Source organism: Exiguobacterium sp. s5 (genome assembly GCF_018618075.1).
In the GTDB taxonomy this organism is placed as follows: domain Bacteria; phylum Bacillota; class Bacilli; order Exiguobacteriales; family Exiguobacteriaceae; genus Exiguobacterium; species Exiguobacterium mexicanum_A.
Genome location: NZ_JACSLK010000001.1, coordinates 54,080 through 75,070, shown reverse-complemented (window position 1 = coordinate 75,070; position 20,991 = coordinate 54,080). Strand labels below are relative to the sequence as shown.

Here is a 20,991-nt window from a genome sequence, read left to right as displayed (position 1 = left end):
TCCAAAAACGCCCGGCTCATCATTGAGCCCGGCGTTCCTCATACTCGTCTTTCGTCACGACGTAAATGAGGCTCTGCACAGTGCGCCCATCTAAGCGCGTCAACTGCTGAGACGTCGTGAACGCGTACGTGAAGCCTGTCTTTTCGACGACGCGGCGCGACTGGTCGTTGAAGTCGAAATGACCGCACCAGATGTGTTCGAGTCCGAGGTCGTCAAAACCGTGCCGCATCACTTCATGGACGGCTTCCGGGATGTACCCTTGCCCCCAACGGTCCGGGCTGAGGACATACCCGATCTCGCGCTGCCGGTCATGCTGAATCTCAGGGTCCGGTCGGCGGTCGTGCAACCCGAGGCTGCCGATCACCTCACCTGTCTTTTTCAGTGTGATGGCCCAGACGTCTTGGTCTTGCTGGAACAGCCGGATGACGTCACGCGTCTCCTCGACCGATTGGTGCGGCGCCCAGCCTGCTTTCGGTCCGACCCGCTCGTCTTTCGCATAGTGAAACATCTGTTCAGCGTCCTCGAGCTGAAACGCCCGCAACCGGAGCCGATCTGTATCAAGTTGAATCATCTTGTTCTTCCTTTCTGTCGTTTCCCTCGGATTCGTTCCGGGAATGAATCCATGAGGAGGGATCACGATGCCATTTGATTATGATTTAGATTTTGAAACGATTGATTTCCGCGAACACCCCGAGCTGTATCGAGTCGGACGCGGCGAGCAAGGCGTCCTGCTCGTCGAACCGTATAAAAGTGAGATTCTCCCCCATTGGCGCTTCAAGACGCCTGACATCGCCAAACAGTCCGCCGATGAAATCATGGAGCTATTCGAAAAATACCGGGCCAACGATGATTTCGTCGGAATGGATATGGCCCGCAAATTCATCCAGATGGGCTATACCCGGGCGAGACGTTACGCCAACTATAAAGGTGGACGAAAATATAAGGACGACGGCGATCTCCACGACCGACAAATCGACGAGGAGAAAGCGGAATCGGCCCGCATCTTCAAAGAGCGATGGGACCAGCTTCGGGCGGACGAGGACTATTTGAAGCGAAAGAAAGCCCATCAGAAACAGTACGGCTGATTATCGGGTCATGACGAGAAAACGGGTCGCCCCTTTTTCAAACGAAGTGACCTGTCGAAACCCGAGCTGCTCATAGAGATGGATGGCCCGCTCATTGAACGCGGCCACCGTCAACCGGAGCGGTTTGCCTTCGTGCGCCGCTTCTTGCATCACCAACCGGACGAACGTACGCCCGTGTCCCCGTCCCGTTCGATCCGGGCGCATGCCGAGCCCGAGGTCGACGCATGTGTCATCGTAGACGTATGTATCGTTCGGCACTTGTGCGTACGTGCCGAGACAATAGAAACCGATCAACGCCTCGTCATGGACGGCCTGATACGCCATCAGTTCATCCAGCCCTTCCGCTGAAGCTTCTTGGTTATAGAAATCATACGGTGCCTCGTACGTCCACGCTTGAATCGCGCGGGCGTCTTGCTGTGTCATCGGGCGAATATCCATGACAACCTCCTTTCTCACGTCTCTTTTTGTTCGTGCTCGTCGGCAAACATTCCTGTCTACATCAAAAAAGGATGGGTCGCCCCATCCTCACTTCCGTGTCCACGTCGCCGTGATGTCGACGTCGGCCGCATGCATTAAATTGTGGATTGGACAACGAGCCTCAACGCCTTTTTGGAGCGCCGCAATCCGTTCATCCGATTCGGTCGTATCGAGGACGATGTTGACGTGTACTTTCTCAAAATACGTCCGTACTCCTTCAACGCCTTGGAAGCCGCGCGGGTCGAGCGTTCCTTCGGTCACGAACGTCACCCCGTCATAGTTGAAATCTTGGTCTTGCGCCACGTAGGCAATCATGATTGTCGTACACGACGACAACGCCCCGAGCAAATATTCGAGCGGGTTCGGACCGGCGTCCGTCCCGCCGAGACGTTCCGGTTCATCGACGACGAACGGTTCGAGGTCACGCACATGCACCGTCGTCTTCACACTCGTCGCTTCCCCTTCGGCTCGCATCGTCACTAATGGTTTTTCAGTCATATTGTCTCCTCCTCTATCAAATTGCCATCTTCATTCTCGTTCCCGTTATTTCGGTCCATGTAACACTTCGTCATAAATCGCATAGTCGTTTTTACCGTGTTGCTTGATTTGATACATCGCCTGATCAGCTTTATGAATGAGCGTGTCCAAGTCCTCCCCTTGATCCGGTGCGACGCTGACCCCGATGCTCGCTCGAATCGGAATCGTCTCTCCTCCGAGCCGGAACGGCCGCTCCGTCAGTAGCAACTGCAAGCGCTCGACGAACGCAACGATGTCATCTGCATCGACGTTCGGCACATACATATAGAACTCATCCCCGCCGACGCGCGAGGCTAGTCCCGCTTCCGGCGTCGCCATCTCAAGCAACTCACCGAGATGAATGAGAAAATCATCGCCGACTTGGTGGCCGTACGTGTCGTTGATTCCTTTAAAGCCGTCGAGGTCGATGACGACAAGCGCGACCGTGTCCGCTTGCAATAATGCCTGGTCGGCCTGCTCATAAAACGCCCGACGGTTCGCGAGTTTCGTGAGCGGGTCATGATAGGCGAAGAAGCGAATCGACTGTTCGGCTTCTTTGAACGAATGGACGTCTCGAATCAAAATCATGCCGTGTATTTTTTGATCGATATAGACGAAATCACCATCGATGACGACGTACCGTTCTTGTCCCGATTTTGTCTGAATCTTCGTCTCGAACTCGAGAAACTTTTTTTGCGCATGGAAATGTTGGTCGTAATGCGCACTCCATTCGTCCCGCTTTTTCTCGGGCAACAAATCGACAAAACGTTCATTGACGACACGGACCGTATGAAACAATGTGCGCGCGGCCGGATTCGCACTCTCAATCTGTCCCTGATCATCGACGAGCAGAATCGCCGACGGGTTCAAGTTATAGAGCGTGCCATACCGTTTGACGTAAGACGCTAGGAAATCAAGTCGATTCATCGCGACGACGAGAGCGACCGCCCAGACAAGTCCACCGTACATATACGCGTAAGGCGGCATGATTCCGCGGAGCTGGACGTATCCGAAGACGATGTCCCAGACAAGAACGGCGACGGCCGTCCAAATGAGCATGCGCAGCACCCGTTGATGCTCGAAGCGCTCGGACCGCTTAAGGGCATACATCAATAATAGGATCACAAGAAAATGAAACACGTTACCGACGGTCATCGTCGTCAAATAAGACGCGTTGAACTCAGGATAAATCCAGACACCGACTTGGTCGAACCGCTGACTGTTCAAGATGTTCTCTTGACGGATGAACGTCAAGGCGACCGGGACGAGCGGCAAATAAATGGCATACGGATAAATCCATCTCGGTAACTTCGCCCCGACGCCCGTCACTTTGACAATGAAGTGGACCGAACAGACGAAAATCAAAATTCCGGCGTTACCGAACCAATACGTCACGAAGGCCGGACTCGCTTCGATCGGGGACAAATGACGCCCGAACTCGGCCAAGAACAGCATCGCATAACCGAACACGAACAGACTGAGCAACCGATGCTCGACTTGGCGCGGGTTGCGGAGCAATACGTCAAGAGCAAGGTGACTCAATAGAAAAGCCGGAAGCAAATAAACGGCCATATAGAGAAATAATGCGGTCATGGATAGACCCCTTTCTTCTGACAAATCCATCTCTTACTTTCTCTATCGGTCGAAGCGATTCCTTTGTCGAGTTCACGGACACATCCATACAAAAAGCGAGCGGAACCAAGTCCGCTCGCTGTCGTCATCTCGTTTATAATGTGTCCTCAATCGCCGTGTCACCTTTGACGAGGTCAATCGCTTGATTGTGGGCTGCGTCATGACCAATGAGATGTGCCAAGAAGGCCGCCACGTCTGCACGCGGAATCTCACCAGTCGATACGTCACCCGTTTTCACTTTGCCGGTACCGGCGTCATCTGTGAGAGCGCCCGGACGGACGATCGTATACGTAAGCCCGCTCTCCTCGAGCAGACGATCCGCATGGTGCTTCGCCACATAATATGGTTTCATCTCTTCCGGCCATGCCGAACGATCTTCTGCTTTCAAGGCGCTCACCATGACGAACTGTTTAACATTCCCGTTCTTGGCAGCCTCGATGCTTTTCGCCGCGCCGTCAAGGTCAATCAGGAGCGTCTTGTCGGCTCCGGTGCTACCACCTGAACCGGCTGCGAAGACGACCACGTCCATGCCAGACATTGCTTGTTCAAGTGACGAGACGTCACCTTCGAGGTCGCCTAGGACGGCCTGATAGCCTTTTGATGTGAAGTTATCGAGTTGCTCTTGTTTTCGAACCATCGCCGTGACTTGGTGTTTCCCTTCCTCGTGCAATCGTTCCACGAGCTGTTTTCCAATCTGTCCATTCGCGCCTATTACAAATACGTTCATCTGTCTTCCTCCTCGATTTGAATTCAGAGACAAGCGAAACGCCGTGTGGCTATGGCCACATCCGGTGCAGAAGCGATGGCTGAGATGACGGCGACGCCGTCCGCCCCGTCGTTCCGAATCATCGGGACATGTTCCGGTAAAATGCCGCCAATCCCCACGATTGGCAGCTCTCGATACATGTCTCGGACTTGGCGGATGAGTGTCGTCCCGTTCACTGCCCCGGCATCTTCTTTCGAAGTCGTCGGGTAAATTGGGCCAATGCCTACATAATCCGCATGCTCGATGGCTGCTGCCGCTTCTTCGAGCGTGTGGACCGAGACACCGAGCCACTTATCTGGACCAATCCGCTCCCGAACGATTGCGGCCTCGGCATCGTCTTGTCCGATATGCACGCCGTCCGCATCAATGCGCGCCGCCAGTTCGACATCGTCGTTGATGATGAACGGGACGTCGTACGAACGACAAAGTGCTTGCAGGGTCCTTGCCATCGCTTCTTTTTTATCCCCATACAGTGCCTCTTTACCTTTTTCACGAAATTGAAAACATGTCACGCCACATTGGAGTGCCATTTCGACCGTCCGTAACATGTCTTTCGTGTTCGGTGTCCCGCATACGAAGTAAAGCCGCAACTGTTCAGCGAGTGCCCGCCTTGATGGATTCAATCGTCACACCCTCCTCTCCATACGCCACATATGCCCAATGGTTCGTCGGTCCGTGTCCGGCGCCGATCTCGAGGCCATGGGTGATGGCGCTTTGAATGAACCGCTTCGCCGTCACCGCCGCCTCCATGATAGAACGACCTTTGGCAAGTTCCGCTGTAAGCGCCGCCGAAAATGTACAACCGGTACCGTGCGTATCGCTCGTCTGGATGCGCGGGGCCGAGAGAAGGAACACTTCCGACTCCGTCATGATCAAGTCTTCGGCAGTTTCACCTTCGAGATGGCCGCCTTTTAAAATAACCGCGCGCACGCCGTACGCTAACATCCGCCGAGCCGCCTCGAGACGATCATTAAACGATCGAATCGTCAACCCGGTCAGCACTTCCGCTTCCGGCACGTTCGGCGTGACGACTGTCGCGAGTGGCAACAAGGAGGTCTTGAGCGCATCGACCGCCGTGTTCTGTAAAAGCGGAGCCCCTCCTTTCGCAATCATGACCGGGTCGACGACGAGTCGGTTGAAGACATGACGTTTCACCCCGGTAGCGACCGCCTCGATGCGCGCCGCATCAAATAACATCCCGGTCTTACATGCTGCGATCGAAAAGTCCGAACCGATTGCATCGAGTTGTTGCGTGATGAGTTCCGGCGACACCGCTTCGACCCCATGCACCCCGCGCGTATTTTGAGCGGTGACGGCCGTCAGAACGCTCGTCCCGAACACCTCTAGCTCTTGAAACGTCTTCAAATCGGCTTGGATTCCTGCTCCCCCGCCAGAGTCCGAACCGGCAATCGTCAATACTTGCGGCCGCATCATGACACCACCTCAATGCGGTCGCTCGGCAACTCGACGGCTGTCATCTTGCCGAGTTCATTCAAGAAATGAACGGGGAAGTCGCCCGGTCCTTCCGCCAAAGCGGTAGCCAGTTCGCCGCACCGGGCATATCCGGCGAGCGCTGTCGCCGTGGCCGTCAACGCGTCGGATTCGACCGCAAGGAGCGCACCGACGACCGCACTGAGTAAACAACCGGTCCCTGTCGTCCGGGCCATTGCTGCGGTGCCGCCTTTGATTTCAATCGTCGCGTCCCCGTCGCTGACGACATCCGTCTCTCCGGTCACGGCAACGACACAGTTGTAGCGTCGTGCCGCCGCGCGCGCGATGTGATTCAAATCAATCCGCGTTTCCCCAGCGTCCACGCCGCGCGCCGCCGCGTCGAGACCAATTAATGTCGCGATTTCTCCGGCATTGCCTCGGATGACCGTCACGCGGACGTGTTGCAAAATGGATGTAGCGACGTCACGTCGAAACGCGGTCGCCCCGACACCGACCGGATCGAAGACGACCGGCCGGCTCGATTCATTCGCCGCCTGTCCGGCTCGAATCATCGTACGTTCCGTCGTCGCATCGAGTGTGCCGATATTGAGTACGAGCGCATCGCTCGCAGACGCCATGTCCGCGACTTCTTCGACGGCTGACGCCATCACCGGCGCAGCGCCGATGGCGAGCAACCCGTTCGCCGAAAAGTTAGCGACGACGATATTCGTAATGTTATGGATGAGTGGCCGTTCGGCTCTGACTTTGTCCCATAAGTCGCGCTTCATCGTGTCACCCCCGCCGGTAAATCCCACGACTCGAGCGTCCACGCCATTTCCCAAAACGCATGTTCATAATAACAACTCTTCAAGAACAGCTGTTGATACCGGACCCGTTCTTCCGCTGTCGCTTGTCCGGCGAGCACGTCGAGCCGTTCAAGCTGTTCCTCGACGAGATCGCGGAACCATTCCGAACCGTACGTCGCAATCCACGTCGCATAGATCGGATGATCGGGTGTCGCATCTTTCAATCGCTCCCCAATCTCATAATAGACCCAGTAGCACGGCAAAATCGAAGCGAGCACATCACCGAGCGTCGGACCGGCCTGTTGCATATGGAGCGCATAGGCGTAAGCCGTCGGGGCCGGCTCAAACGTCGCCCACTCCGCCTCCGTCACGTTGAGCAAGGTGAAAAACTCACGGTGCAACGCATGCTCTGCTTCGATGGTATGGAGCGCATGCGTCAAAAAGCGGCTCGCGACTTCCATGTTCGGGGCGAGGGTCGCGCCTTTCGCCTGTACTTTGGAGAACTGGTTCAAATAGTATGAATCTTGCATGACGTAATGCCTAAATTTCGCCTCGTCGAGTTCGCCTGTTCCGAGCTCGCGGACGAACGGATGGTCAAAGCTGGCTTGAAACAAGGCATCTGCCTCTTGTCGAAGATGTGCGGTGAATGTCATTCATGTATCCTCCTTTGTGATCAAAAAAGACGCCGCCTCCCATAACGGAAGCGGCGTCGGATTTACACAAAGTGTACGAGAACAATCGGTTCGCCCACTTCCCTACGCTAGCGTGAACTAGATCAGGTTCAAAGGGTCTGGACCTCGTCCATCTCAGCCGCGTCACGCGACTCCCCTAGTGGTAAACATTATGAAATTCGGTCGTCTACGACCACATCATATCAGTCTTTTTCCATGTTGAAAACCCTTTATCGCGAGAAGCGACGGTTCAACAACGTCCCCATTTGGGAGAACCGTTCGGTACCGAGCTTGCGTCGATTCGAGGCCGCGAACACGTAATAATCGACTTTGCCCATGTAATAGATCAAACGCAGGCCGGCCAAGAAGAACGTGATTGTCGTGCTGACAGCAAAGCCAACGCCGTACCAATCGATGCCGCGCGGCAAGAGCAAGAGCGTGAACAACGCATTCAACGTGAAGAACGAGATGTTGACGAACAATGCCCCGCGTCGATCCTCGAAATAGAGCAACAACAACGTCAAAATAAGGATCATCGCGTTCGCGAACGCCGCGAGCGTCGTCATCCGAAAGATTTGACCGATTTCGTCCGGCACACCGATCCAACCGACGAACACGCCTGCCATGAGGATGGCGAACAACGTCACGACGCCTTGGCTGCGCGCGAGTCGAATCAACTCATTTTTCAATACGGACGTCATCGTCTGTTTCGCCTTCTCGATTTGATGGAGCGCCCCTCCGTAATTGATCAATCCATAAAACGTGCGATAGCGCTCATAAAACCGAGTCTCGACGGCGACGACGAACAGGAGTTGCGTCGGGATAATCGTCAAGTACGACCAAAAGATGGCCGTGTCATAATACGGATTAAACAAGAAGGAGTCTGCGATGATGACGCGTCCTTCTCCGAACCAGATGATAAAGTTCGTGACCCAAATCCCGAGCACGTATAACACGCCGATGGCGAACAAGTCTGGATAGCGGTCGAAGTACTTGAAGTACGAGAACTCTTTCACCGCGTAACGGAGCGGGAACGTCCGGAGCATCGCGAAGAACAACCCGAACAACGTCACAATCATCCCGACCGTGAAACCGAGCAACAGCTCGAGACTCGACGGATTGACCATGAGACGGCTAATCGCATAGACGCTCCCGACCGAGATGAGTCCGCCGAGCAAGAAGCTATAGGCCACCGCTTGATAATACTTGGCGGCACTCAAGAACAAGAACATGACCCAGATGACATTGATCGTCATGAATAAAACGAACAACGTCAGTTTGTACAGAAAATCGAGCGGCGACAATAGCCAAAAGATACTGTACAGAATCGTCGCGGCGAGGATCGTCACTTTGAGCATCCCGGTGAAGACCGGGAAAATCTCATGTGCCTTCTTCTCGTAAAACAAGTCCGCCACATATCGGGTGACGACGAGCTGTTGGAAGCTGAACAAGATTTGCGAGAAGATGAACGCGTACGAGACCGAGATCATGAAGAGCGTCCGTTCGGCGAGCGATAACGTCGGCATTTGGAACGCCAACCATTGAATCGTCCCGACGACCAAGATGACGATCAACCACGGTCCGGATGTGACGAGGCCCGAGAACGTGTACGCCTTCAACCTGGACGAATAGTAGTCTTCTTGGAACAACTTCTGCAGCTTAAACCCGATGCCCGCCATACTGTTCCCTCCTCGTTTCATAGATGGCTTTGTAGCGGTCCACGACTTGTTGGAGACGATAGTATTGACGGACCCGCTCCCGCCCGTTCTTACCGAAACGCATCCGCTCCTGCGGATAATCCATCATCCACTCGACCTTGTCCGCGACCGCTTCCGGATGAACCGGGGGCACGATAAACCCGGCTGGACCGAACGGGTCGTCTTCTCGGCCGTACAAGAGCTCGGAACAAGCCCCGACATCGGTCGCGACCCACGGGATGCCGGCTGCCATTCCTTCAAGAATCGCGAGCGGTTGACCTTCCGAGATACTCGTCAACAGAAGTAAATCAAACTTCGGCAAATAGGCTTGGACATCAACCTTTCCGACAAGCTCGACATAATCGGTCAGTCCGCTCTGTTCGATGAGCAGACGGCACTCTTCCGCATATTCTTCATCCTCATCGAGCGGACCCATAATCGTCAGTTTGAACAGACGATGCCGCTCCTGCAAAATCTTGGCGGCGTAAATCATCGTCTTCAAATCTTTGATTGGCACCAAGCGGACGATAGCACCGATTTGAAAGAGGTCGTGCTCCGGACGGTCGACCGTCGCCTGGATTTGTCGGTCGGCGATGCCATTGGCGATAATTTTCGTCTTCTCGCTCGGGGCGCCAATCCACTCCTGATATTCGCGGTTCCGCTCGAACAAGGTGATAATCTCATCGGCCGCGTTATAGGCCTCACGCGACAAATGGTGAAAGAAACGGACCCACCTCGGCTTATACGGCGCTGGAATCCAATACGACTGTAGAATCTCCTCTTCGCGTTCCCGCGAGTAGATGCCGTGCTCCGTCAAGATGAACGGAATCCCTTGCGTCTCTTTCATGTAGGACGCGACCACACCGGCATAACCCGTTGACACGGAATGAACGAGGTCGACTTTCGGGAGCGGTTGATGGAGCACCCGTAAAATCGGAGTGTACATACTCTGCCACATCCAGAAATAGTCGATGAACGAACCTCCGTTCATTTCCTCGGCGTAGGCCGCCTTGACATTTTTCCAAAAGAACTCGCTTGCGAAAAACGCCTGACTTGAAGGCACTTCTTTCCCAAGCAAACGAAGCGCTTGCCGGTTCGGACTTTTCAACATGAGCCAGTCCGATACGTTCTGTTCGTCCTCAGTGCCCCACTTCAATCGCCCTTTCGCTCGCTCGCCCACGTCGCTCAAATACAAGTGAGTGATCCCTGAAACGTTCGGCGGGAACACATATTTCATGTCTTCCGGACGCTTCTCTGTCGGTTGAATCGAAATGATTTCAAACGACACTTCGGGCATCGCCTCAATCAACGTCTGCGTCCAACTTGAGACGCCTCCGCTCACGTACGGATAACTCCCCTCTAATACGAGCCCGATTCTCATTGCGCTTCCCCCTTGATGGCGATTTCAGCGTTCGCCGATGTCAGTTTGACGAGGTAGAGCGGACGGTCGGCTTCCCACTGTTCGACCGTCCCGAAATCGAACTCTCCTGTCTCAAGTGACTGGCCTGGTTTGAGGCGAATCGTGAAGTGGGACGGGTTGATGAGCCCTTCCCCGGCCAAATAGACGGTCGACTCATCAAACGTGACGTTCAAATCAGCTTGTTGGTATGTGACCATCTTTTCGGTCGCGTAGTGTTGCGTATACGCCTCGAGGTGAGGATATTGATCTTTCACGTCATGGACGATTTTACGCAGACTCGCGAACATCGTATCCCAGTCCCGACCAAAGGCCCGGTCTGGGTCGATGACATCATCGGGGTGAATGAAGTGTGAAAACACACCGAAATTGGCGATCGCGTCGACCATTTGGAAAATCGATCCGCGCTCTTCCCCGTAATCGCTTGTCACACGCGGGAAATGGTACAAGTTCGGATGCGTCCCATCAAATTCGAATTCTTGGACGAAGTCCCCGCTCTCCGGCTCCCCCGTGTAGAGCGAAGCAATCGTGCGCAGTTCTGGCAACGCTTCGGCGATCGCATCGACCCCAGTCCGGTTGAGCGCGTTCGACGGCGGGACATATGACTTGAGCGTCTCGGCCGGGAAATAGTTCTCAAACACGGACTCGGCTTGAAGCAATGACCGTTTCATCTCGTCTTTATCTTGCCAGGGGATGTACCCGTACGTCGGGTCAATCGGTTCATCGGCCGTGACGAGCGACTGGTGGTTATAGCCATGGAGTCCGATTTCCCCACCGTGGGCGATCAATTTGCGACCGAAGTAGAGCATTGGGAACTCACCCCGTTTGATCAACTGTTCGTCGACGAGCTCCATCTCCTCTTCATACGTCCCGATCATGGCACCCGTGTAAATCAAATCGTCATCTTTCGCCAAATCGACCATATCTTCCCACCAATCCTCGGCGAAGAAGTCTTTGACCGATTTATCGAGCGGGGTCGAGGACACGTCTTTCATTTTCCCGTCCATGACCGGTGCCGGGAAATCATCGATGTACATGAGCTTGATTGCTGCTTGTGCCGTGACGAACGCCGGCGGCATCGTGCCGAGCGTCTGCACGAACAGACCGCGGATCATCTTTTGGTTGGTGATTGTCGTATTCCAATAAAGGACGTTTCCCTCGCCGACTTCGTATTCCCAAAGGATTGGGAAACCTTCAGCTGACAACATGACGTTGGCCTCGTCTGCAATCGCAAAATCGACGACGCTATGGACAAATAAGTCGTCTGGTGGATTCAAGTCGACATAGCCCGGAAAAATCGACTCCTCGAAATTCAAGCCGTATACATCCGGCACATACTCACCGATTTCTTCAATTCCGGTCAACGCGTTCCATGCCGGATCTTTAAACCGATTCGCAAAGACGAGGTTCCCGCCTTGTTCGACATAACGTTTCATTTCCACGAACGGCCATCTTGTCGTATCTTCACCCGTGAAAATGATGATGGTGTATGGAGATGGCGCAATCGATCCGACGGCGCCTGGGTTCACTTCGCGAACGTCAAGTTTCGCATACTGCAGACCGTACAGCAGGTTGTCTGCCGTTTCGACCGCCAAATCACCTTCATCCCGGACGAGATAAACTTGAAGCTGATGCTCACCCGCTTTTGCCGAGGCATCACTCTTCAACTGGTCGATGTTCATCTGTTGCTCGGCGACGTTTGGCAACAACGTGTGTAGCGAGTGGATCCGTAAGTATTGAATCGCACCGACGACGACTAAAAATAAGACGATGAAGAGCGAGAATGAGATTACAGTTCGTTTTTCCATGATGTCGTGTCACTCCATTCTTCAAACAACAGTCGGTACTCATACGGTACGTCCTCCAGTGAGAATTGGGTCTGCATCATAAACATGACCGCCTTCACTTCGTTCCAACGTTCGCGCTCATAATAGTAATTGATAAGCATCAGATGAGCCTCGATGCGTTCCGGGAAATGATGGACGTACTCTTTTAAAATGTTCAATTGCTCTTTGGGGCGCTCTAACGTGAGATAAATCTCGTTCAAGTCTTCGTAAATCCAGGGCGAAGGCGGATAGAGCGTCTTCGCTTTCAATAATTCTTCCAGCCATGCGCCTCGCTTGTCCTTCAACATGACCTCGGTGATGAGTTCACTATGGATCATGCGTTTATAAATCGTCGCAAGCCGTCGAATCGTGTCTGGGTTACCTAAGTCGTACTCGCGTTTGGCGTGTTTCAATTCTTGTTCATATTGATCGATCAAGATGTTCATTGTCGCCGCGGCGTAGTGGACAGTCTCGCTGTCCGTGCTCTCAAGTCCCATCTGCAAATACTTGCCTTGCTGGTCAATCGACTGATTGACGTGCGTCAAAATCGAGTGTTTGCGGATAGCTGGATCTTTCGAGTTGATGGCGTCGGCGAGCGGTAACAGATTGGTGCTGCTGCTCGCTTCATGACGAATCTGTTCATAGTTGACGACCTTGAAGTCGATATAGTCGTCATAGTCTTCAATCAGACCGCTCCGACCGAACCGTTCAGCAAGCCGATACACCGCATAGACGGCAAGTTCGGCTAGAAACGGTAAGAACAGACCGAAGCTGAGCGCCACCACCGCGATGCCATAATCCGGCGCTTTCATTCTTCGTTTCAACGTGATCAATAATCCGAAGGCGAGCAGTGCATGAACGACATAAATCCCGATCAATACGAGACGAATGGTAGACTCCATCCCGTCACACTCCCTTCTGGATCAAAATCCCTTCGATCCGGTCATAGATCCGTTGACGGTGTTCTTCACTCGTTCCTGGGAGTAAGAGCAACAGCTTGTTCTCATCCGGGTCATACCCGACGACATCGATCTCCCGTAAATACGAATGGACGATGGCCTCGATACTCTCGAGCGAGACAGGCTCATACCCGAGCGGATATTCGAGGACGATATACGGCTGTCCATGGTGAATCTTCTTTTGTTCTTGGATGGCGACGAGTTCTGTGAACGCTGTTTTCTTATAAAACGAGGTGCCTTTATGCATCTTCTCGTGCTGCTCTTTACGAATCAGGTTCTCGGCATTTTGAATGCGTGTGCCAATCCACGAGAAGAGGATGTTGAGAACGTGCAAGTCATCGGTCGTCAATTTCCGAAGCGGCAACCGTTTGATGACGACGACTTCTCGGGTCGTCCCGTCCACGATGATCGGTGCGAGCAACATCGGGTCCGTGTCTTCGTCGTCGAGTTGACGGAGCGTCGTCTCTTGCACTTGGAAGAACCGTTTGAACATACTCGATGCCTCATCGAGAAAAATCGTTTGCGGAAACTCTTTCTTGTCCGTTTGGCGAATCAAGAGGCGCATCGACTTCTGGGAACGGTCGACGTGGTAAATGGCGACGTCACTCGCCAGGAACGTTTTTTTCAATAGACGAATCGTCTCGCTCCGAATCAATTCTGGATGCGGCAAATCAAGCGATACGGCCAGTTCATACAATTGGTTCAAGCTGTACTCGGATTGAAGTAGTTTTTGACGAAGTGTGGTTTGCGAAGTGTTGAGTAAATCGACGGTCTCTTTCAAATACGTGTTTTCATCTTTCAGTTCTTCGTTGCGGAACTGGCTGATTTCGTAACGCTCTCGAAATGAGGTGCTGAACAACCCGACGATGACAGTGATGGCGAAGTAGTAAAACAGTGTAAGAAGTGAGTTTGTATCGTAGAACAACAGGAAGATGTCTCCTCCCATTAAGCCGGTGTATAACACTTTATAGAGGAGCAAAATGCCGAAACTGATTAAGCCGAAAATCGTTCCATACCTGAGCGCGAACAGGATGGCGGCCACATAAAACAAGTTCAGTTCATTTTGAATCGTGCCTAGGCTGAAGAATAAATCGATTCCGATCAATAGTGCGAACACGACAAGAATCTCGACCCATTTGAGCCATGGACGGTCTTGAGCGTACAGAATGATAATCCCCTCCTCATGGATAACATCTCTTCAGTTTTTAATGCGGGATGGTCCCCTGCCCTCGGACAGGTATACATAGTCCTTATCTTCCCTTACCCTAATTACCCCCTAAAAATCCCACGTATTGTAATAAGTTGGTTCGTGATAATGGATGAATCCGTTCGCTTCGGCCATATCCCGACTTGTCGCCTCTTCTTGGTCTGAGACGGTGAGGACAGCGATTCCGTATTCGTCTTGAATCGCGTTCATTCGATCGAGCATCTCCATCGACCAAGAGTCGGACGTGATTTCCGTGTAGTTAAAACCTTCCCACATGAAGCCTTCCACGTAAGGCGCACTCGTTCGTTCAAGCGTCTCGATGCCCCAGTTTTGGACGACTGGGACGCCCGGATATGCCTTTTCAATCGCTTGTAAAAAGGCCTCGAGCCCAGCCAGCTGTTCTTCTAAGTCGTCCGGATAATCGAGGTGGACGTCATCGATATCACCGACCGTGTCGAGGAAAATTCCGTCCAGATGTTTATTGATGACTTGTTTTTGAATTTCACGGATTAAAATTTTACGGAAATCGGACGAGCTGATATCCGTCAAATACGAATCCCATTTCGGGAAATAGATGCGTTCCCCGTCCCGATAGAAGAAATCGTCTTTGTCCATTTGGCCGATGAGCGCGCGATTCCACGTATCTGCTTCCATCACGTTAATATAGCCGAGCACTTTCGTCCCGTTCGAGCGGATCGTCTCAATCTGTTCCGGCGTATACCAAATCGGTTCGATGATGACGAGGTCGTATCGGGCCATGTCTTCAATGATCGCCTCGGTCGGCATGTTATAAAAAATCTTATAGGAATGGATCTCATCAAAATCAAACGGCTCTTTCGTCGTACATCCTCCTAAAAAGAAGACGAACAATAAGCCGCTCACTAAACATCGTCGCACTCGGACACCTCCTTGTTGAATGAATCCGTCTTGGTGTGAATCGGTCCGTTTGACGGTGAACGATCAGGGAAACAACATAGTATAGACTGTCACAGAAGGGGGAAATGGGCGTGAATACCATTTTATTGACGATTGCCCTATTATTCGTCGGCTTGAACGTGTTTACCTTCTTTCGGCGCCAAACGTATAGACAGACCGGCTTCGACATGCGCTTGTTCAGCCACTTGTTCGTCAGCCTACTCGGCGTCATGATCGGGTTTGCCTTGATTTACTACGCGCTCTCACGCGATGGCGTCATATTGGTGACGTCACTCGAGACGATGAACGCGGTCGATCCGAACTGGCGCAATCTGCTTTACTTCAGCGGGGTCACGTTGCTGTCTATCGGATTCGGCGACCTGCTGCCAATCGGTCCGGCCCGGTTGTTCGCCTTGCTCGAAGCGGCCATCGGGATTTTGTTGCCGACAGCATTTTTTGTAAAATCGATATACAAAAAAGAAGACTGAAGAAACAGTCTTCTAACGTCCAGTAATCAGCAAATACATGTTGAAGGCGACAAGTCCAAGCGGAAATAAGGCCACGACTAAAATCGGCCATTTTTTCGTCCGGATGCCGACAAATAAAAGTAAACTCCCCACTAGGAGCGCGATGAACGTCGTATACGGATTCAAGCGTCATTCCCCCTTCTATAGAGGGGCTTTTCCCGACTCAACCGAAAACTAATCGTTTGAACACCAAAGCGTCGAAAAGGCGTCACGAATTCGTCGGGCTTCCATCTCCGCAAACGGATATCCGGCTTGGTCGGCCACGCGGCGACTGACACGTTCAAATTGTTCCACCAACGTCGCATGGGCCGTTTCCATCGCTGTCACTTCGACCAAAGTGTATGTATCAAGATAAGCCTGCCATACTTCAGGGGCCAGATGCTTCTCAAGCCCATCCCCGGACTTTCCTCCGTTCGCCGTAAAGTTTGTCGCAAAGCCAACGTCCCATACAAGCATCTGCCGGAGCATCGTTCGCATGATCGTCACATGGTCGAAAGCGTATAACAGTTGACCCCGCTTGATACCTTTGACGACGTAAAGCGACACCCACCAAAACTCGTTCCAACACTGCTCATAGTCGAATCGGCTCGGTCGTTTGATGCGGTACGTGTCATCAGATGGGATCGGTTGACCGGCAATCTCGTCTTTATCAATGAGGACGAGTCTGAGTGAGTCAGCGTGAATCGCTTCCTGCACGTCACGCATAGGACGGACGGTCAAATCGACGCGATGACCGGCTGCAAACTGGACGAGAAACGCGAAACGCTCATATTCGTCGCCTCCTGGCACCTCGTCCGGCGTCTGCATAATCAAGACGTCCCCGAGCGGCGCCATCCACGAACGGTCCTCGATGAACGCGGTCACGTCTTCGACGAAACAAGTAACATCGACGTCTTGAAAACGGTCTGGTTTTACGTGCGGATTGACGAGCGACCCGTTCAAGACGAGGACGCGGACGTCTTCCCGCTCCGCGGCCATGGCCGTCAAGTGCTCGAGCACTTGCTCATTGGTCATATGACGTTCGCCCCGAGCGAGCGGGCGACTTGGACGGCCTGCATGACGTCAAGCGTCGCTTGTTTCAGAATGACGTCCGAGAAATCGACCCCATCCATCTCCGCCCCTACAAAATCGGCCCCCGTGCAATCCGCGTGTTGCAACACGGCGCGGGACAAGACGGCGTTCGTCCAGCGTGATTCTTTCAAATCCGCACCGTATAAATCCGCCTCCGTCAACCGGACACCGGACCAATCCATCTTCCGGAGCGGGGCGTGACGCAGATTGACGAACGACCAATCTCCTTCACGCACGACGACCCCTTCAAACGTGCATGACTCGAACGACGAACCCGTCATCTTGCACTGATCGAACTCGCTCAAAAACAGATTCGCCCCGTTGAACTGACAATTCAGGAATGAGCTGCCGCTGTGGCGCGAGGCGTTCCACTTCGAATCGGTGAAGTCACAGTTGATGAAACGACACTGTTCGGTCTCAAACTCGGTCGCATCGATATAGGTGAAGCGACAGTTCTCGAACGTCGTCTGCGTGAGTTGGATGTCACGGAGCGTCTCGTCGCGGAAGTCCTCGCCTTTATAACTCTCATTTGATTGAAACATGACCTGCCTCCTTGGCGTATACTTGATGTAGCTTAAGGAATGGAGTGATGAAGATGGATATCGTATTTCCGACCGAGCACGGCACGTTCAATTATCGCGTCGCCGGCATCTGGGTCCAGGACGGTCATTTGCTCGTTCATCGGAACGTGAACGATGACTTTTGGGCGTTACCGGGCGGTCGTGTCGGCATCGGCGAAGAGGCCGAGCTTGCCTTGACGCGTGAACTGCAAGAAGAACTCGAAGCGACACTGACGGGAACGACGTTCGCTTTCGTGTCCGAAAATTTCTTCACGTATTTGGAACGCACGGTCCACGAGATTGGCATGTACTTTTATGTATCGGGTGACCTCCCGCTCCGGCATGGAGACTTCCACGGACCGGAAGGCGATCACCTCATCTATCGTTGGCAGCCGCTCGACGCGCTCCGGGACTTGAAACTCTTCCCGGAGACACTCTATGCGTTGCCGCAATCATTGCCGCCCCACTTTATCGATCGCTGAGCTTGATAGAATCGACTTCAATTCGTGCAAGTCTTGAATTTCATACGTCGTCTCGACCGACGCCGCAATCTCGTGCGGATTGTACCAGCACGTGTCGAGCCCATACATGCGCCCGCCGGCGATATCTGCCGTCAGCGAGTCCCCGACGATGAGCCCGCGTTCCGGTGCCACATTCGGAACCCGATCAAATACATAGTCAAAAAATGGTTTCATCGGCTTTTGTGAACCGGTCGCGTCCGAGACGAACACGTCTTGGAAGTAAGGGAGCAGTCCCGAGGCTTCGAGCCGCTTGAACTGAGTCTCCGTCACCCCGTTCGTGACGATATAGAGCGGATACTGTTCACTGAGTGTTCGGACGAGTTCGAGTGCCCCATCGATGATGTGCACCCCGGCGTGCAAATGGTCCCGATAGCGCTGTTCGACTTCATGCGCATCGATCGTGATGCCGAGCGTGTCGAACAGTTGCGTGTGCCGGCCCATCAAGACGTCTTCCCGTCCGACCTCGCCGCGCTCGAACGCGCGCCATAATCCGTTATTGATCGTCACATACTGTTGTTTCAATTCATCCGTCATCCGAACGTTGTGTGCCGCGAGCAACTGCTCCAAGGCGACGTGCTCGCTCTGTTTAAAGTCTAACAACGTATCGTCGACATCGAATAAAATAGCTTCATATCGTTTCATAATCTGTATTACCCCTCTCTGCCTCTAATGTACAGGAACGGACCGATAAGTTCAAAACAAGGAGTGAGTCATATGGCTAAACGACCTATCAGCAATCTCGAGTATTCAGGGGAAGAATTCGCGTCATTTTTCTATTTGGCCGATGAGATGTTCGGCATCGATTTTGGTGAATGGTACATGGCCGGCGAATGGACCGACCGCTATCGTTGTTACTCATTGACGTTTTATCGGAATGTCATCTCGAACGTCGGCATGAGCCGGATGACGATCGTGGCTGACGGAACCGCTCGCGAGGCGTATCAGATTGGGACAGTCATGACGGACGAGGACCGACAAGGACTAGGACTTGCCACCCGTATTTTCAAGCATGTGTTCAAACAGCATGACGCCGATGGCTTGCCTTATTTTTTGGCTTGTGACGAAGGGGTTGAACCATTTTACGAGCAACAGGGGTTCTCCGTCCAACTTGAACCGGAGCTATTCGTTTCAGTATCGGGATCTGCGGCTCCACTCGAACGTGTCGATGTCGATGCCGAGCAGTGGCGTCGTTTCAAGCTGGAGTCGCTCCCGTTTTCGCCACGCCTCTATGCGACGGACGACATGCATATTTGGATGTTCCACTACTATCAAGGCATGAACAAAGACGTTTATCGCTTCGACGATGTGCACGTCATCTATTTGATTGAAGGCACGCGTCTGAAGTTATTCGCGGTACTGTCATCTCGGCCTGTCGACATGCGTGACGTTGTGGCCCGACTCTCTTTCGAAGGCATCACCGAGATCGTCTTCGAATTCACGCCTGAGCTGGACGGTGTGGAACAGCGCCCATCCCGGGACGGGCAATGGATGATTCGCATGAATGAAGAACAGCTCTTCCCGGAAGACTGTCGCTTCCCAAGCTTATCGAAAGCATAAAAAAACTCGCCTCATGGACGAGTTTTTTTTATGAATGCCGTTCCGAGCGCCTGTGCTGCTTCTTTGACGGCTCGTCTCGCTTCTGGGACATACGTGTAATAGTTGACGAAGCCGTGAATCAAGCCATCGTAATTTTGATACGTCACCGGGACACCGAGGCTAATCAATTTGTTGGCGTATGCGCGTCCGAGGTCGCGGAGCGGGTCGTATTCGGCCGTCAACAACGTCGTCGGGGGAAGGTCCCCTAAGTGGTCCGAAAAAATCGGCGAGGCGTACGGATGCATCAATTCCGACTCATCATGGAAATATTGTTGCTGGAACCACCGGATGAGCCCTTCATCGAGCAGATAACCGTTCGCGTAATCAATCAATGACAGCGGCAAGTTCTCCTCGGTCCCGGTAACCGGGTAAAACAGCAGCTGATACATGACGAGGGGGCGACCTCGTTCAATCGCCATCAAGGCGCTGACCGTGGCGAGTGTCCCGCCGGCACTGTCTCCGCCGACGGCGATGCGCTCGGCATCGATTTCAAGTTCCGAGGCGTGATCCGCAATCCAAACGAGCGCCTCATAGCTATCGTAGACGGCTGTCGGAAACTTATGCTCCGGAGCGAGTCGATAGCCGACCGAGATGACGGTGCAGTCGGCCTCGTTCGCGATCGTCCGACATATCGCGTCATGGGTGTCGAGACTGCCCGTGACATATCCGCCACCATGAAAATAGACGAGTGCTGGCGCGATCGTTCGACCCGACCGATAGACGCGGATTGGCAGTGAGCGATTCGGAAGCATAATCGAGCGATTCTCGACGTGATATACATGCTCTCTATGTTGAAACCGGGTCATCATTGCGTCTTCTTGTCGTCTTAATTCGAGCGGATCCAATTGGTCATATGTGGTCGAGATTTGATTTTGAAACTGGTTCAAATAAAATTGAATCGTCGGATTGACTGGCAACGGGAATCCCTTCTTTCTCTTTTAGGCGTACAGTTGCCTATTCCCAGCCGCGTTCGACCTTAAGCAGATTCACGTGCTTTTTCGAAAGCCCAACGGTTCACACATACTACAACGACCCCACTCGCGAACACGACGGTCCATATGTTCATGACGATGGATTGGCCGAACGGCTTGAAAAAGTAATCCCATTCCCCATCGATGTACCCGATCATGGTCATGGAAATCAAGTGCGAGATGATGAGCGCAAAAATGATCCAACGCAACCATCCACGCCGGCCAAATTGCCACACGCTCCACCACATCACAGCCGGAATCACGAGATAACCAAGCGCATTGCCCCCGCTGTCACGAAAAAACCCCACGGCAGACATAAAAGAGCGACGAAGATGATTCG

Annotated in this window: 25 protein-coding genes and 1 riboswitch; of the genes, 4 read left to right on the top strand and 21 right to left on the bottom strand. The window is 53.1% G+C overall.

Annotation, left to right across the window (positions count from 1 at the left end; translation table 11 throughout):
* Positions 1-19: 19 nt before the first annotated feature.
* Positions 20-571: a GNAT family N-acetyltransferase gene (locus KNP60_RS00495; protein ID WP_214796525.1), complete on the bottom strand. Its 552-nt coding sequence runs from the start codon at positions 569-571 to the stop codon at positions 20-22.
* A gap of 67 nt (positions 572-638) precedes the next feature.
* On the opposite strand from KNP60_RS00495, the gene KNP60_RS00490 reads away from it, so the two are divergent.
* The gene (locus KNP60_RS00490) at positions 639-1,085 is read left to right on the top strand and encodes a DUF4385 domain-containing protein (protein WP_138858638.1); all 447 of its coding nucleotides are present in this window, start codon (positions 639-641) and stop codon (positions 1,083-1,085) included.
* On the opposite strand, the gene KNP60_RS00485 is transcribed toward KNP60_RS00490, so the two are convergent.
* The 14 genes from KNP60_RS00485 to KNP60_RS00420 form a co-directional block, all read right to left on the bottom strand.
* Positions 1,086-1,523 carry a GNAT family N-acetyltransferase gene (locus tag KNP60_RS00485; RefSeq protein WP_214753473.1) on the bottom strand — a complete coding sequence of 146 codons (438 nt, stop codon included), beginning with the start codon at positions 1,521-1,523 and terminating at the stop codon, positions 1,086-1,088.
* A gap of 87 nt (positions 1,524-1,610) precedes the next feature.
* Entirely contained in the window at positions 1,611-2,060 is a 450-nt protein-coding gene (locus tag KNP60_RS00480) for an OsmC family protein (protein ID WP_021065934.1), read from the bottom strand.
* Positions 2,061-2,105: 45 nt separating this feature from the next.
* Positions 2,106-3,671 (bottom strand): diguanylate cyclase domain-containing protein, encoded by a 1,566-nt coding sequence (locus tag KNP60_RS00475; RefSeq protein WP_214796523.1) that lies wholly within the window; start codon positions 3,669-3,671, stop codon positions 2,106-2,108.
* 133 nt (positions 3,672-3,804) lie between these two features.
* On the bottom strand, positions 3,805-4,437 hold the full coding sequence (locus KNP60_RS00470) for an SDR family oxidoreductase (protein WP_214796521.1): 633 nt from the start codon (positions 4,435-4,437) through the stop codon (positions 3,805-3,807).
* Positions 4,438-4,460: 23 nt separating this feature from the next.
* On the bottom strand, positions 4,461-5,099 hold the full coding sequence (gene thiE, locus KNP60_RS00465; protein ID WP_214796519.1) for a thiamine phosphate synthase: 639 nt from the start codon (positions 5,097-5,099) through the stop codon (positions 4,461-4,463).
* Entirely contained in the window at positions 5,071-5,907 is an 837-nt protein-coding gene (thiD, locus tag KNP60_RS00460) for a bifunctional hydroxymethylpyrimidine kinase/phosphomethylpyrimidine kinase (RefSeq protein WP_214796517.1), read from the bottom strand. The genes thiE and thiD overlap by 29 nt, the downstream gene beginning before the upstream one ends.
* The gene (gene thiM, locus KNP60_RS00455; RefSeq protein ID WP_214796515.1) at positions 5,907-6,695 is read right to left on the bottom strand and encodes a hydroxyethylthiazole kinase; all 789 of its coding nucleotides are present in this window, start codon (positions 6,693-6,695) and stop codon (positions 5,907-5,909) included. Before thiM ends, thiD begins: the two co-directional genes overlap by 1 nt.
* Positions 6,692-7,366: a thiaminase II gene (tenA, locus tag KNP60_RS00450; protein ID WP_214796513.1), complete on the bottom strand. Its 675-nt coding sequence runs from the start codon at positions 7,364-7,366 to the stop codon at positions 6,692-6,694. The genes thiM and tenA overlap by 4 nt, the downstream gene beginning before the upstream one ends.
* Before the next feature lie 82 nt (positions 7,367-7,448).
* Positions 7,449-7,553, bottom strand: a riboswitch (TPP riboswitch).
* Positions 7,554-7,614: 61 nt separating this feature from the next.
* Positions 7,615-9,063 (bottom strand): exopolysaccharide Pel transporter PelG, encoded by a 1,449-nt coding sequence (gene pelG, locus KNP60_RS00445; protein WP_214796511.1) that lies wholly within the window; start codon positions 9,061-9,063, stop codon positions 7,615-7,617.
* Complete coding sequence (pelF, locus tag KNP60_RS00440) at positions 9,044-10,462, bottom strand: GT4 family glycosyltransferase PelF (RefSeq protein ID WP_214796509.1); 1,419 nt, start codon at positions 10,460-10,462, stop codon at positions 9,044-9,046. The genes pelG and pelF overlap by 20 nt, the downstream gene beginning before the upstream one ends.
* Positions 10,459-12,306, bottom strand: coding sequence for a DUF2194 domain-containing protein (locus tag KNP60_RS00435; protein ID WP_214796508.1), 1,848 nt, complete (start codon positions 12,304-12,306; stop codon positions 10,459-10,461). The genes pelF and KNP60_RS00435 overlap by 4 nt, the downstream gene beginning before the upstream one ends.
* A complete protein-coding gene (locus KNP60_RS00430; RefSeq protein ID WP_214796491.1) occupies positions 12,288-13,226 on the bottom strand; it encodes a tetratricopeptide repeat protein in 939 nt (312 codons plus the stop codon). The genes KNP60_RS00435 and KNP60_RS00430 overlap by 19 nt, the downstream gene beginning before the upstream one ends.
* 4 nt (positions 13,227-13,230) lie before the next feature.
* A complete protein-coding gene (locus KNP60_RS00425; protein WP_034779626.1) occupies positions 13,231-14,400 on the bottom strand; it encodes a GAF domain-containing protein in 1,170 nt (389 codons plus the stop codon).
* 159 nt (positions 14,401-14,559) lie between these two features.
* Complete coding sequence (locus KNP60_RS00420; protein ID WP_235420226.1) at positions 14,560-15,387, bottom strand: glycoside hydrolase family 191 protein; 828 nt, start codon at positions 15,385-15,387, stop codon at positions 14,560-14,562.
* 104 nt (positions 15,388-15,491) lie between these two features.
* Between KNP60_RS00420 and KNP60_RS00415 the strand changes: the two genes are divergently transcribed.
* Positions 15,492-15,893 (top strand): ion channel, encoded by a 402-nt coding sequence (locus KNP60_RS00415; protein WP_084592883.1) that lies wholly within the window; start codon positions 15,492-15,494, stop codon positions 15,891-15,893.
* 12 nt (positions 15,894-15,905) lie between these two features.
* On the opposite strand, the gene KNP60_RS00410 is transcribed toward KNP60_RS00415, so the two are convergent.
* The 3 genes from KNP60_RS00410 to KNP60_RS00400 are packed head-to-tail and all read right to left on the bottom strand — an operon-like array spanning position 15,906 to position 17,545.
* Positions 15,906-16,058 carry a hypothetical protein gene (locus KNP60_RS00410; protein ID WP_034779628.1) on the bottom strand — a complete coding sequence of 51 codons (153 nt, stop codon included), beginning with the start codon at positions 16,056-16,058 and terminating at the stop codon, positions 15,906-15,908.
* Positions 16,059-16,106: 48 nt separating this feature from the next.
* Complete coding sequence (locus KNP60_RS00405) at positions 16,107-16,946, bottom strand: aminoglycoside 6-adenylyltransferase (RefSeq protein WP_034779630.1); 840 nt, start codon at positions 16,944-16,946, stop codon at positions 16,107-16,109.
* Entirely contained in the window at positions 16,943-17,545 is a 603-nt protein-coding gene (locus tag KNP60_RS00400) for a pentapeptide repeat-containing protein (RefSeq protein WP_029594498.1), read from the bottom strand. Before KNP60_RS00400 ends, KNP60_RS00405 begins: the two co-directional genes overlap by 4 nt.
* A gap of 53 nt (positions 17,546-17,598) precedes the next feature.
* Here KNP60_RS00400 and KNP60_RS00395 point away from each other — a divergent pair, with 53 nt between their 5' ends.
* Positions 17,599-18,045, top strand: coding sequence for an NUDIX hydrolase (locus KNP60_RS00395; protein ID WP_021065918.1), 447 nt, complete (start codon positions 17,599-17,601; stop codon positions 18,043-18,045).
* Here the strand turns inward: KNP60_RS00395 and KNP60_RS00390 are convergent.
* Positions 18,016-18,726, bottom strand: coding sequence for a YjjG family noncanonical pyrimidine nucleotidase (locus tag KNP60_RS00390; protein ID WP_034779634.1), 711 nt, complete (start codon positions 18,724-18,726; stop codon positions 18,016-18,018). The two genes, KNP60_RS00395 and KNP60_RS00390, sit on opposite strands and share 30 nt — an antisense overlap.
* Positions 18,727-18,798: 72 nt before the next feature.
* On the opposite strand from KNP60_RS00390, the gene KNP60_RS00385 reads away from it, so the two are divergent.
* Complete coding sequence (locus KNP60_RS00385) at positions 18,799-19,641, top strand: GNAT family N-acetyltransferase (RefSeq protein ID WP_034779636.1); 843 nt, start codon at positions 18,799-18,801, stop codon at positions 19,639-19,641.
* An 11-nt stretch (positions 19,642-19,652) separates the two neighbouring features.
* Here KNP60_RS00385 and KNP60_RS00380 read toward each other — a convergent pair whose 3' ends face one another.
* Both KNP60_RS00380 and KNP60_RS00375 read right to left on the bottom strand, forming a co-directional pair.
* Positions 19,653-20,597, bottom strand: coding sequence for an alpha/beta hydrolase (locus KNP60_RS00380; RefSeq protein WP_034779639.1), 945 nt, complete (start codon positions 20,595-20,597; stop codon positions 19,653-19,655).
* Positions 20,598-20,656: 59 nt separating this feature from the next.
* Positions 20,657-20,887: a hypothetical protein gene (locus KNP60_RS00375; RefSeq protein WP_034779641.1), complete on the bottom strand. Its 231-nt coding sequence runs from the start codon at positions 20,885-20,887 to the stop codon at positions 20,657-20,659.
* Positions 20,888-20,991: the final 104 nt, after the last annotated feature.